The sequence below is a fragment of the Bradyrhizobium sp. th-b2 genome (genome assembly GCF_000426785.1).
Classification (GTDB): Bacteria; Pseudomonadota; Alphaproteobacteria; order Rhizobiales; family Xanthobacteraceae; genus Bradyrhizobium; species Bradyrhizobium septentrionale.
Map to the genome: position 1 here is coordinate 1 of NZ_KE384572.1, position 12,827 is coordinate 12,827.

11 protein-coding genes are annotated in these 12,827 nt (G+C 59.7%); 4 read left to right on the forward strand and 7 right to left on the reverse strand.

Translation table 11 applies throughout. The features are described from left to right. Positions 1-18 precede the first annotated feature (18 nt). Positions 19-624, forward strand: coding sequence for a DUF6647 family protein (locus tag K359_RS0150310; protein ID WP_051346903.1), 606 nt, complete (start codon positions 19-21; stop codon positions 622-624). Positions 625-1,271: 647 nt separating this feature from the next. Here K359_RS0150310 and K359_RS58230 read toward each other — a convergent pair. Then, entirely contained in the window at positions 1,272-1,808 is a 537-nt protein-coding gene (locus K359_RS58230; RefSeq protein WP_051346899.1) for a cupin domain-containing protein, read from the reverse strand. Positions 1,809-2,263: 455 nt separating this feature from the next. On the opposite strand from K359_RS58230, the gene K359_RS0150325 reads away from it, so the two are divergent. From K359_RS0150325 to K359_RS63045, 3 genes are all read left to right on the forward strand, one after another. Beyond that, positions 2,264-2,443 carry a hypothetical protein gene (locus K359_RS0150325; RefSeq protein ID WP_029085638.1) on the forward strand — a complete coding sequence of 60 codons (180 nt, stop codon included), beginning with the start codon at positions 2,264-2,266 and terminating at the stop codon, positions 2,441-2,443. A 275-nt stretch (positions 2,444-2,718) separates the two neighbouring features. Continuing rightward, positions 2,719-3,519 (forward strand): hypothetical protein, encoded by an 801-nt coding sequence (locus tag K359_RS0150335; protein ID WP_029085639.1) that lies wholly within the window; start codon positions 2,719-2,721, stop codon positions 3,517-3,519. A gap of 264 nt (positions 3,520-3,783) precedes the next feature. Further along, positions 3,784-4,458, forward strand: coding sequence for a bifunctional 2-polyprenyl-6-hydroxyphenol methylase/3-demethylubiquinol 3-O-methyltransferase UbiG (locus tag K359_RS63045; protein WP_165123131.1), 675 nt, complete (start codon positions 3,784-3,786; stop codon positions 4,456-4,458). 180 nt (positions 4,459-4,638) lie between these two features. Here K359_RS63045 and K359_RS0150345 read toward each other — a convergent pair whose 3' ends face one another. The 6 genes from K359_RS0150345 to K359_RS65705 all read right to left on the reverse strand — a co-directional run. After that, positions 4,639-6,387 (reverse strand): tetratricopeptide repeat protein, encoded by a 1,749-nt coding sequence (locus tag K359_RS0150345; RefSeq protein ID WP_035978726.1) that lies wholly within the window; start codon positions 6,385-6,387, stop codon positions 4,639-4,641. A 34-nt stretch (positions 6,388-6,421) separates the two neighbouring features. After that, positions 6,422-7,819, reverse strand: a complete 1,398-nt coding sequence (locus K359_RS0150350; protein WP_035978727.1) for an HlyD family type I secretion periplasmic adaptor subunit — start codon at positions 7,817-7,819, stop codon at positions 6,422-6,424. Further along, positions 7,816-10,572: a peptidase domain-containing ABC transporter gene (locus K359_RS56915; RefSeq protein WP_245284993.1), complete on the reverse strand. Its 2,757-nt coding sequence runs from the start codon at positions 10,570-10,572 to the stop codon at positions 7,816-7,818. The genes K359_RS0150350 and K359_RS56915 overlap by 4 nt, the downstream gene beginning before the upstream one ends. 183 nt (positions 10,573-10,755) lie before the next feature. Then, positions 10,756-11,643 carry a hypothetical protein gene (locus K359_RS0150360; RefSeq protein WP_051346900.1) on the reverse strand — a complete coding sequence of 296 codons (888 nt, stop codon included), beginning with the start codon at positions 11,641-11,643 and terminating at the stop codon, positions 10,756-10,758. Positions 11,644-11,727: 84 nt separating this feature from the next. Then, a complete protein-coding gene (locus tag K359_RS65700; RefSeq protein WP_245284994.1) occupies positions 11,728-11,976 on the reverse strand; it encodes a hypothetical protein in 249 nt (82 codons plus the stop codon). A 652-nt stretch (positions 11,977-12,628) separates the two neighbouring features. After that, positions 12,629-12,827 (reverse strand): hypothetical protein (locus K359_RS65705; RefSeq protein WP_245284995.1); only part of this gene is annotated, 199 nt, incomplete at its 5' end.

Consider the following 12,827-nt stretch of genomic DNA (forward strand, 5'->3'; position numbering starts at 1 on the left):
AAAGCCGAAGGCAATCCTGTGCGCCTCGTCAGAGCAGATGTACGGCCGCATCAATCGGGCCCAAAAGCCGCACTCTCACGAATAGGACGGGCTAGAGCCCATTGCGAATATGCTTTGGAGCGCAGCGCGCCCACCGAATCGCGTTCGGCTTCGTTGCATTCTGATGCAACTCAACCTACGGAAGACTTGTTGGATGACATTGTGAGTTGGCTCTCATCGAATTTCGATCTGCCTGCCATCAAAGAACGTCCCGTTGTTGAATTTGCGTCGAAGATGGAACTTGCGAGGTTGCGTGCAACGGACCGTGCTTCTTCGCAACGCTTCATGAACGATGGGCAACTAACTCAGCGCGAGGTTGTCGCACTTTACGACAACCAAACGAGAACGATCCTGCTTCCTGATGATTGGGGCGGCACTTCGCCGGCGGACCAATCGGTCCTGGTACACGAAATGGTCCATCACCTTCAGAATCTTGGAAACCTCAAATTTGATTGCCCACAGGCCCGCGAGAAGTTGGCCTACCTGGCCCAGGATAAATGGCTAAGGCGGTTCGGAAAGAGTTTGGAGAACGAGTTCGACGTCGACATGTTCACAGTGCTGATTTCTTCAGCCTGTATGCATTGATTGTGACCGGTCGATCCTAGTCGCCATCGAACGATGGCCGCTCCAAAGGAGCGCAAAGCTACGATCATCTCGCACGTACCAACACGATTTTCAGCGGATTTGATTGATGGCCAGACTCTTGGCGGTCCTCGCAATTGCATTGGCGATCCTGGCGGTGGCTCGGGCGCAGCAGAATCAGTTTGTACCGCAGCCAACAGGACCACTGCCAGCGGTGCTTGTTCCCTGAGTTCTCGCAAGGTGACGGATTCATCCACTCAGCCGATGGCGCCCAGGTCCGCTCGTGGCCCAGAGAGGACAAACGCGGCGCACGCCGATGTCCTCTTTTGACCACCCTTAGCCGACGCCAGAGCGGGCGTGAGCGCCCGCTCACCGAGGCTATTTCGCCGCCACCACGCTCGGCCTTAAACGCGCCTCTGACGAGACGCGGCAATTGGGCCGCGGTCAAGCCCGAGATCGCCGCGGTCGCTGCCGTCCAGGAGGATGGGATCTCACGACCGAGATCCGGCGAGCTGATCCGCTGGTCGAGCACATGATCGCGGTCGTCGATCTCTTCGACGAGCAGGTCAACCAACTGCTGATATGCGCAAACGCCCTGGTCTAACCACGCGGCTTGCGGCCTCACGGGGGGAACACTCAATGGTGGGCGCTTACCTAAGAGGCGGACCCACGACTTTCATGTGGTGCATTGCCATCAGCTTTTGGTTCGTTTCGGCATCGACACCTTGCCGCTCCGCGAACATCTTCTCGAATCCACCGGGCGTCACACCAAACAGCAATACACCGGGCTCCGTCCCGACGTTCTGGAACGTGTGCGGAGTGTGATGAGGAATGAACACAAAGGCGCCGGCGGGCGCGCTCACAATGCGTTCGCCCAGTTTAAAGTTGAACTGACCGCTCACAACGTAACAAAACTCAGCTTCCATTTCGTGCAGGTGTGTAGGGGGACCGCTCTTGGGTGCGATGGTTTGACGAAAATAGCCGAGCTGCCCCCCAGTTTTATCAGCCGTGGCCAATAGTTCGGTGAAATCCCCCTCTCGACCTTGCTGTCCGCTATAGCGAGTCGGCTCGCCGGGCAGGACGATGAATGCCTCATCGCCCGCGGATACCGGAGCTGAGGGCAGAACAACGGTGGCAATAAGGGAATAAAGAAGGCCGAAACGCGCTTTCAAGAGTTTGGCGTGCATGGCAACCTCACCTGGATATGTGACGGTGTAAGAACGCAATCAGAACGCTCCCAAATCACGGAGCGATCCTCTAGTCTAGTTCATTAAGCACAACCTCATTTGTACTGGGCCACTGTTTACACCCGATGCGCGGTCCGTGCGACATTTTGTGCACTAAGTGGCAACGGTGTTGTCCTAACTGCTGATCTCGCTAAGCGGATTGGCGCACTTCGAAGGCCCTCCGACGATATGATCGGCTCACTGCTAATTCGCGCAAACGGGCTGGTCTGACCGGACCGATTTGCGATCCCAAGGCGCGCCTGGCAATCACCTGGGCAGATTCAGAACGGAATGTCGCGTTGTCCATCATTCGCGTCACGACGTGCAGCCGATGTAATTGACACACCGGGCTCCGAAGGCAGATCATCGGCCGATTGCCAGGGTTGACCTGACCCGATTGCTGCCGGTCCGACGTTATGAAGATGCTCACTGAATATTTGGAGCGCGCCGTTGAGTTTGAGAAACTCGCGGCCTCGGAGCACAACGAAGCGTTCAAAGCAGAGCTGCTAAAACAGGCCGCGGCATACAGGAAATTGGCAGAGGCACGCGCCGAGCAATATGGCCTGCCAAAGCCAAGCCCTCCAGAGACGAAGTAAGCCGAGGCCGACAACCGACTTTCACACATGGCCAGTCCGGTTTGCGTCTGCAATACGCCGGATAGCGGACATGGGTTGAACGTGAGAACAGGCCGAACACTAAAAGCAGGCGTCGACGGACCTCAAATTACGCACCCGCGCCAGCCTCGCGGGCTTGGGCGCTGATTCCACGCCGCCGCGCGAGCGGGACGATATTGCGCATTGCTCTGATCACAATATCATTGTGTAGTCGGCGCCAGGTGCTGAAGTTGTGATAGCCCGAAGGATAATGCTCCATGGTTTCGACAGCCGATCATGGTGCAGGCCTCCGCGCCGCTCCAATCGAACTTGCGGGTGACTGGGGTCGCATGATCCCGAATGCGGCTCTGCAAGTCGTTGAGCGGATGCGTTGTGCTTGCCTTGACGGTTTCCGCCTTGTTTCAAACGACCAGCCCAGCCGCCTTCGCGTTGAGGAGCGCACGAGCGGCCCTCCCGCGGTCTGGCTTCACAAGGACGGAACCGATCTTGCCTGGGTCGTCGTCGACGTTGGGGAACGGGACTGGTCGAGGCTCGCCTATCAGTTTGGTCACGAGTTGGGACACGTTACATCAAACTCATGGCGGCCGGATGCCAAGCCTGCAGCACCCAGCCAATGGCTGGAGGAGTCGCTTGTAGAAGCCTTTACGCTCCGAGGACTCGCCCTGTTGGCGGATAACTGGTCGCGCGATCCTCCGTTCAGGGATGACAGCGGTTTTGGCGCCGCCGTCGCGGTCTATCGACAAAATGCTGTCGAGCGGTACGGAAAACTGGCGACTGAACAAGGTAATTCAAAGAACCCCAGCGCTTGGTTCAGGCAGCATCGTGCCGCGTTGGAGGCAGATCCCTGCCTCAACGCGTTTGCACAGGCGGCATCTCTCTTCATCCTCGAAGAATACGAGCGCAACCCGGCCTCCATGGAAGCGCTTGGCGCGCTAAACCGATGGAATGGCCGCAGCGCTATCCCGCTCGAGCAATATCTGGAGGCTTGGAAGGATAGCTGCAAAAAACTGCAGGCTTCGCCGGCTTTGCCCCGTCGGCTTCAAGAGCTTCTAAGGTGACCTGGGCCAACGCGTGGAGCGAAGTTGTCTTTTTCGCCCATGCTTGTTTGCGGGATCTGCACAACGTTCTCGCTTGATGCTCCGTAGACATACCGGTGCGAGCAAGCGACTGCGCGCCCACGACAAGCAGTAGCCTGATGCAGATCCGATCGCCCGCGATGATAGTCGCAATGCGCCCAACGAGCGCGGAATCAATCGTGCGTGCTCCGGCGCTGCAAATCTGCTCACTTCCTCCGCTACTGGCTGCGTTCCGCCGAAATGCCGGTGGAGGCCAAGGAAGCTCTAGACGCGGCAACCGCTTATTGCGAGTATCAAACTTTCATTTTGAGTTGGATGCTGAAAATGGAACCCATTACATATCGCGGACTGCAAAACGCTGCAGACCAAAACACGCCGCATCTTGGCGGAAGTATCAAGGCTGGCGATCCCTTCACCTACTGTCCCTTGGTATGGGACTACGTAATTTCCAGATTTTGTATTCAATCGGTATTGGACCTTGGCAGTGGATGTGGAAACGCTGCTCATTACTTTCACAAAGCCGGTCTCATGGTGTTGGCGACCGATGGATTTCCAGAGAGCGTTGAAAAATCAACTTACCCGGCGTTTCAGCAGGATATTACCCAAGCCCCGATCGTCACTCGAACAGACTTGGTTCATTGCCAAGAGGTCGTCGAGCACATTGACGAAAGATACCTGGAGAATGTCCTCCTCAGTCTCACGTGTGGCAAATACATCCTGATGACCCATGCCGTTCCTGGGCAAATCGGATATCACCACGTCAACTTGCAGACGTCAGAATACTGGATTGACCATCTGCACCGGAAAGGGTGCGAGTATCTTGAAGCTGACACACGTCGCATCAGGAATCTCGCTGAAAAGGACGGAGCTGCTTACATGCAGCAAAGCGGGTTGATGTTCGTCAATTCTGGCCGGCTTTGATAGCATCACGGCGCCCGCCTCGAATATGGAATTGTGCGGAAGCACTGAAGATGCGTGAGCTTTCGTTTGAAGTGCGCGGCGTTCACTCGAAGTCCCAAGATCTCATCTATTTTCGGTGCCCACCGTTAGTCGGCATGGCTCGAAATCTCGGAGCCAGGACGGCCCGCCCGTTCGTAAGATTTATCGTGGTGAAGCTCTTGCCAGTTCCGCCAGTTCTGAGTCTGCTTCGACAATGCCTTGGGCGGCAGCCATCTCCAACCAGTGACTCGCTTGCTTGAGGTCGCTGTGCCCCGCCGCACCGCTTCGCAGATAACGCCCAAGCATGAGTTGAGCTTGACCATGACCGCGTTCTGCGGCTGCTCGAAACCAATGCTCGGCTTTGGCTCGATCAACGGGAATGGCATGGCCGCCGCTATATATAGCGCCGAGTGCAAACATTGCTCCAGCGTGGCCGTGGGCGGCGGCCTGCTCGCACAATTTAAGCGCGGCGGGAGCATCCTGCGGGCCCCCGCGACCGTTCACGAGCATCTCGGCCAGGGCAACCTGCGCATCGGTGATCCCTCCCTGCGCCGCACGCGCGAACCAATCGCGCGCTGCTCTCGGATCGGCCGGCACACCACGCCCATCGGCAACAAGACGACCGATCATAAATTGCGCCTCCGGGACCCCTTCAGCCGCACGCCTCAGCCAGACCGCTGCTTGTTGTTCGTTGCGCTCAACGCCTATGCCCTGGAGAAGGCAAACGCCAAGATTGAACGCGGCGACAAGATTGCCGCGTTGCGCCGTCTGCATGAACCAATCCGCGACCGGCGGACATTCCTCTCCACTGGCCGCTCGTTCCAGCAAGTCATTTCCGACGTCGACCTGAGCATCCAAATTTCCGGCCTCGGCAGCGATGCGCAACCAGCGGGCCGCTTCATGGCTATCTCGAGGTACTCCGGCTCCGGTCATGTAGAACGAACTCAACGACCGAGCAGCCGCCGCGTTTCCACCCTCTGCCGCACGACGATACCAGTTTGCCGCTTCCACATAATTCGGCGGCAATGCTCCGCCCTTGGCATAAAGGTTGCCGACCAGTTCCGCGGCACGAGCGTCACCCGCCAAGGCAGCACGACGAAGCCAAGTCTCGCCCAACACCAGATCCCTGGCAACGACGGTACCTTCAATCAGCAGCGTCCCCCATTTAATCTGCGCACCGCGGTGTCCCAGCTCAGCAGCTTTGCGGTAGAGTTCAGCGGTTGCAGTTGGATCGTGTTTGCCGCTGATCCCTCCTTCCGTGAGCACACCCAACATAAAGACGGCCGTCGGAATTTCAGCGGCCGCCGCTGCTTGCATGTGTTCGACGACCTCGTCCCTGTGAGCGGCCCGGTTCGGGTCTCCAGCGAGCGACAGCGCATATCCCAAGTGTCCTTGGGCGCAGCCTGCGGCGGCGGAGCGGCGATACCATTCTCTCGCCTGTATCTGGTCTCTGAGCGGTGACGGACCATAGGTTAGAACGTAAGCGAGCAGAGCCTGTCCGTCGGGAGACCCGGCGTCAGCCGCCATACGAGCCCATCTCAGGGCAGCGTCGAAATCTGGCTTTGCCGTGCTGTCCTGCGAAAATAGTCGCGCTGCGGCGCCGCTGCGGTCCTCTCGCGCCTGCGAGCCGAGCCCCTGGAGCAAGAGCGATGCCAGCATAGACTGCGCCTCGGCGTTGCCGTTCAACGCCGCGCGTTCCAACCAGCGCGCGCCCTCCGTCCGACTAAACGGTACGCCGGCGCCCTGAAGGTAAAGCCTTCCGATGTGATACGCAGCTTCCGCGCTGCCGGCTTCGGCCATTCGGGCCAGCTGCGGCAGCGCTTCAGCAAACCGCTCTTTCTCGATAAGAGCGATCGCCCGGCGCAGCCCCGTTTCGGGCGACGCCTTTCCGATCAAGCGATCAAAGAGCATTTCCCGAATCCATCCGACAGCAGAGCCAAATCGCTCACGGCTCGCGCAACGCCTCCTGCGTCACCGGAAGCATCAGGCCGAGTAGGTACGTTAGCACGGTCCGCTGACCAACCTTAATATCGGCGGTTACGGGCATACCTGGCGTGAGCTGGAAACCGGCCGGCACGCCGTGCAGGGCCACACGATTAATACTGATCCGAGTGCGGTAAAATGGCTCCAAGTTCGTCGTCGGAACGGCACTGGTAGGATTGCGCGCCTCAACCTGAGCATTGAAGCTATCCGGACTTACGATGCGTACGACTCCCTCGGCCATCCCGTACTGCGAGAACGGAAACGTGTCGAACTTGACGGACACGGGATCCTTCACATGCACGAAGCCGTTATCTTTGCCCGCAATGTTGGCCTCGACCTCAAGTGGCGCGTCTGCCGGCACGAGCGTAATGAATTGCTGCCCCGACTGCATAACGGAACCCACCGAAACCTTTGCGACGGACTGCACGATCGCATCAAGCCCGGCACGGATCTCGACCAATTTGCGCCGCAAGTTAGCCTTGGTCAGCAGTTCCCGCGTGTCCGCTGCCTTGACACTGATCTCCTGCAACTTTTGCGAGGCTTCCGCCTTCCAGCCGCGGACATAGGCGTCGCGGTCCGAGGCAAGCGCCGATTGATCGCGCTTCGCGCCCTCGCCGGTCGCGACCGCGTTGGAAAGCGACCGCTGCATTTCAACGCGTGTATCCTTGGCGATCAGCGAGTTCAGCCGGCTTCCGGTTTGGGTCGCCTCCAGCTGCCTGCGCATATCCTCGATGCTCTGTGCCACACCGAGGCGCTCGCGATAGCCCACAGCATCGGATTCCGATCTCGCTATCACGGAATTCAGTTCCTGCAGTCGGTGCTCATAGTTTTCGATCTTGGAGTCGAACTGCGCTTTGCGATGACTAAAAATGGAAGCCTGCAAGACCCAGTTTGGATCACTGCCGGAGTATGTGAAGGGCTGGCCATCCGCCTCGGCATGCAGACGCGCGAGTTCGGGCTCAAGGCTGTTCAATTGCCCATCGAGGGCCACTCGATCTGCTTCGGCGAAGGTCGGATCGAGACGCGCCAGCACATCGCCGGCCCGCACATGCTGGCCCTCGCTCACGTCGATCGAACGCACGATTGCGGTTTCCAGCGGCTGTACGAGGATGGTGGAAGATTGCGAGACCACCAGGCCGCGCGCAGTGATGACCTGATCGACGGGCAATACCCCCGCAACCAGAACCAAGGCGGCGACCATGCTGGAGACGATCCAAATCGTGCCACGGGCCGCGCGCGGTACAGGAGCATTGATGATGGCCGTTGACGGTTGCTGGAACTCAAGGATGACCGGCAACGTCGGATCGCTCTTCCTCGACTTGAACGGTAGTGGCAGCAAATTGGCCTGGACTTCGCTCATGGTTCGTTCGCTCCGCCCGAGACCAGCTTCGGAGTAACGGACTGGCGCGTCGGTTCGCTATGGCGGTTTTGCTGGTTCCAAAGCTGTCGATAGATCGCGCAACGCTCGACCAAAACATTGTGCGCACCGCAATCGACGATCTTGCCCTGATCGAGTACCAGAATCTGATCGCAGCCAACCAACGACGACAGCCGGTGCGAAACGATGATCATCGTCCGTCCGCTCGCGATCCGTTCGAGGTTTCCTGTCACGACAGCTTCGCTTTCGGGATCGAGCGCACTGGTCGCTTCGTCCAGTACCAGGATGCGCGGATCCGTGATGAGCGCTCGTGCGATCGCCAGCCGTTGCCGTTGTCCGCCAGACAGGTTGGGAGATCCTTCTTCGATGTAAGTCTCGAAGCCATTGGGCATCCGCTCGATGAATTCCTCAGCGCCAGCTAGCCTTGCCGCATAGACAGCATCCGACAACGTCAGGCCCGGTCGACCGGAGATGATGTTATCTCTAATGGAGCCACGAAACAGGAAGTTCTCCTGCAAGACGACGCCGAGGCTTTGCCGAAGGTGACGCAGATCAACATCGCGTAGGTCGGCGCCATCGATCTTCACAAATCCCTTATAGTCACGATTGATTCCCTGCAGTAGGCGCGTAACCGTCGACTTGCCCGACCCGCTGCGACCGACGATCCCCAACGTCGAACCGGCCGGAACCGAGAAGCTGATCCGGTCGAGCGCTGGGACAGTCGTATTGAGGTACGTGAAGCTGACGTCCTGGAAAGCTATTTCGCCTGCGAACTTCGGTCTCAAGCCCGCCGCTCGCGCGCTGCTCTCAGCTGGCCGATTAAGTACGGAACTTGCCTCACCGATCGCCGCCGCGACCTCCTCATAGTCCTCGATCAATCGCGCCAGCCCAACGAGTGGCTGGGCGACCCGGGCGCTCAGCATCAGGAACGCGAACAATCCGCCCACCATGTAGCCTGACGAGTCGTTCATCGCGAGATACGCACCGAGCATGGTCGTGCCGAGCACCATAAAGCGCTCGATCGGAGTAACCAGAGTCTGCGGCCAGTTGGACAGACGGCCGAATTCCAGCCGCCATTTCCCGGCCTCTGCAATCCGCTCGTCCCAAAGAGCGCGACGTTGTGGCTCGAGAGCCAACGCCTTGACCGTCTTGATGCCCACGATCGTCTCGCCGAGCGTTGCCGACTTCCACGTCTCGGCCGTAGTGACCCGTCCGTACATTTCTCGCATCGGCTTCAGGAATGCGATGATGATCAACAGGATTGCGCCGGCGCAGCCGAGCACAATGCTCGCCAGGATCGGGCTGAGATAGAACAGGAACGGGAGCAGGACGCAAAGCGTCATCAGGTCGAGAAATGTCGTCAGGAGGCGGCCGGTCAGAAATTCGCGAACACGATAGACCTGCGCGATACGGTACATCGTTTCACCCGCAGGATGACGCTCGAAGTAATCGAGCGGCAGGCGAAGCAGGCGATTGAAGACGTGCAGATTGAGTTTTGCGTCGAGTCTGGCGCCAACGACCGCGATGATAAGACGTCGCGCATGGCCCAACAGGGCTTCGTAGACGACTACGACCGCCATGACGGCGGCAAGCATGACCAAGGTGGACGTACTGTGGAATTGCAGCACCTTGTTCACCATCGTCATCACCAGGAGCGGTGGGAAGATGGTCAGGAAGCTGATGGTGAGCGAGGCGATTCCGATGTCCCGTAACAAGCGCCTTTCGTGCAGAACGAGATCAAAGAGCCAGCGCAGGTCAAACGGCGCGTCGGCTGCAACGCGGCTTCGGCTCGCGCGCACCAGGATGGCCTCACCGTTCCACACCTGAGAAAGCCGCAGCTCGTCGACGGGCACGGCTCCGTCTGCGGAGGCGCCTGGATCCCTGAGCACGACGATATTCTGATCGGCGTTCGCACCAACCATGAGCGCGGCGCTACCGTCGGCAAACAGCAAGATGACGGGCCCGGCTTCGCTCATCCCGAGCAAGTGGCGCCAACTCGTTCGGACCGCGCGAGACCATAGGCCCGCATTCTGCGTCCAGGCCGAGAGCGCTGCAGCCGATGGATAGATTTCGGATTCACCGGTTCTCAACTCGGCGACGTCGAGCTCGACGCCGTGATGACGCGCGACCTGGACAACCGCTTGCAATCGCGCCTGGTATTGCGGGCTGCGTTGCGCCTCCAGGCGGTCGATCGAATGCCCCTGCTGCGAAGCTAGATCGCTTGACTTCCGCTCGGGTGAGATGACGTGCCGTTTTGATTGAGCCTTTGCGGCAAACTCAGTGCGGATTTGTTGCACGGAGAGACGTGCGCGGACACCGAGATCAGTCAATAACTCGGAGCCTCCACGGACGACGTCCATGGACGCGCGCAGCGCTTTCGCCGCCGGCCAGGAAGCACCTCGCGATTTGGTCGACCTTTTAGCAACACGCGGATGCACAACATCGGGCGATGTGACCAGCTGCGGTGTGTCGCTTTCCTGCGCAGGGATAATGTGCAGGTCGCCGTGCACACCATGCGACTGAGTCCTGGCCTGTTCCGTTGCGCAGAGGCGGACCTGCCCTTCGACGCGCCACATCGCCTCGTCGAAATCAAACTTCTCATTGTCGATTTCGGCCTGCGACAGATCTTTTCTGGCGGCTAGTCGGCTGTCCAATAAGGTGCGTGCCCGGCTGTAAAGCGCATTGCGCGACGCCTCATCGCTCGCATGAAGGTCGTCAATGGCCTTCTGCAGCAAGCGGACATACTTGTCGGGCCCAGGCTCCCCAAAGGCTCCCCTATGCGGGTCCACGGTCACCCTCCAAAATCGATTACGGAATAAAATTCTTCACTATGTCGCGGCAATCTAGACGAATTCGGCAGGGCGCGACACCGAAATCCCTGCACTTGGTTGATGCGATTACGGCCCTGGTCCCACATCTCACGCGATCGCGAACAGTTGCCGTAGACGGGACGGCAATTCACCGGTGGAACCAATCGCAACACAGCTTTCCGCCCACAAATCGAGATAGCGCTCGATCGGAACGGACGTCCGCTCCGGCCAGCGATTCAAGGCTCCCAAATCATCGAGACAGGTCGGTTTCCCTGCTTTGACGTCCTCGTAGATCTGGAGGATGCCGACCACCGCTGGTCCCCACGGAACGTCCTTTCCAGATCTGACTTCCAGCTTCGCCCGATTTGTACGGAACCACTCGGACGGTGAAAGATCGTCCGCTTTGAACTTGTCCAGCAGCGCTGAGCCATATTGACGAATGACGCGGGCAAAACCTGCGTCTCCCGCAAATGGCGGCGATCTCTCCCAACTGCCGGCAAGCAACCGCAGACCGCGAACCGAAAATGTCTCCACCAGCACCTCCTCGAGCCATTGTGTCGGAGGTTGCGGCTTGGCGGAAAACTGCCAGCTGTTGCTCAGGACATGCCCAAGCTCGTGACCGAATTGATAGGCAAGCCTGCACCAATCGGCATAGCCGACGTTCACGATGATCGCCGCCATGTCAGGTTGGTCGCTGTGCAACCAGATTGCCGGCGTGACTTCGTCGCGATTTTCGATACGGATCTTCTTGGGTTGCCGATCCGACAGCAATCGCAAACCTGACAGTTCGACCTCCCGGATCCGGGTGAGCACACGCATCACGGCATCGGTCGGTGCCGCATGCCAATCTCCCGATAATTCGATCGGAGCGCTCAGGAGGCCTTCTGTCGGCGCGATCTCGCGTCCGAGAGACCTTCCGCTCTCGACGAAAAGAGCCGCCGCGCTGCCCGCGAGAACGAGGAAGCGTCGGCGGTCGATCACGGGAGTGCCAGCCATCAGCTATTCCAGGCCTGGTCAGAGAGGAAGCCAGGGATGCGCGATCCCTGGCTTCCTTGTTCGTCACTTCTTCAGCCGCCGACCTTAATGGTCGTTTTTCGGCAGATTGAGGTTGGGCCGGTTTGATTGATCGAATTGACCCATCGATCCAGCACCTCCTGGACGTGTCTGATCGAAAGCTGAGCCGCCATCTGTGTTGCCGATACGGGACAACAGCATCTGGGCCAAGCCCTTGATCGTCGTGAGATCAGCTTGCAACTGCTGGCCGTTCATCGACCCTCCGGCCATTGCAAGCGCCAGGTCCGCAACTGCAGCCTCCAAACGCAGCAGCACCGGATTCAACGATCCAACGGTCGTGTCGGTGTCGATCTTCGTGGTCAGCGACGACTGATCTTGATGACCACCAGTCGTTCCGGTTGCACCTGCCGAGCCGGTCGAGCCCGTCGCACCGCCAGCACTCGTCGCGCCAGTGGCTCCGGTCGAACCGCTCGCAGCTGCTGCTCCAGTCGCACCAGTTGCTCCAGCCGTGCCGCCCGTTGCCCCCGTCGGGCCGGTGTGACCATGGTGACGGTGACTACCAGTCGGACCCGTCGGACCACGCGGACCAGTCGAGCCCGTTGCTCCGGTCGACCCGCTCGTGCCGGTTGCACCCGTCGAGCCTGTTGCTCCGGTCGAACCGGTGGCTCCAGTCGAGCCGGTACCGCCAGCACCAGTTGCTCCGGTCGCACCCGTTGCTCCCGTCGATCCGGTAGCACCGGTACGACCGGTGTGGCCTCGTGGGCCTGTCGGCCCGGTCGGTCCCCTTGGCCCAGTCGCGCCGGTGGCGCCTGTACGTCCGGTCGCTCCCGTCGATCCGGTTGAGCCGGTCGCACCTGTCGAACCGGTGGCACCCGTGGCTCCGGTTGCGCCAGTAGCTCCCGTTGCACCCGTCGAACCGGTCGCACCAGTTGCTCCGGTCGAGCCCGTTGCGCCGGTTGCACCAGGATCACCGGTCGCGCCAGTAGCTCCCGTTGCTCCCGTCGAGCCAGTAGCTCCGGTTGCTCCCGTCGAGCCGGTCGCACCTGTGGCTCCGGTCGAGCCCGTTGCTCCGGTCGCACCGGTCGAGCCGGTGGCACCCGTGGCTCCGGTCGCGCCAGTAGCTCCGGTTGCACCCGTCGAGCCGGTCGCACCCGTGGCTCCGGTCG

Coding starts and splice junctions, on each gene's coding strand:
- K359_RS58230 (WP_051346899.1), bottom strand. CDS start 1,808: ATGCACGCCAAACTCTTGAAAGCGCGTTTCGGCCTTCTTTATTCCCTT.
- K359_RS0150325 (WP_029085638.1), top strand. CDS start 2,264: ATGAAGATGCTCACTGAATATTTGGAGCGCGCCGTTGAGTTTGAGAAA.
- K359_RS0150335 (WP_029085639.1), top strand. CDS start 2,719: ATGGTTTCGACAGCCGATCATGGTGCAGGCCTCCGCGCCGCTCCAATC.
- K359_RS0150345 (WP_035978726.1), bottom strand. CDS start 6,387: ATGCTCTTTGATCGCTTGATCGGAAAGGCGTCGCCCGAAACGGGGCTG.
- K359_RS0150350 (WP_035978727.1), bottom strand. CDS start 7,819: ATGAGCGAAGTCCAGGCCAATTTGCTGCCACTACCGTTCAAGTCGAGG.
- K359_RS0150360 (WP_051346900.1), bottom strand. CDS start 11,643: ATGGCTGGCACTCCCGTGATCGACCGCCGACGCTTCCTCGTTCTCGCG.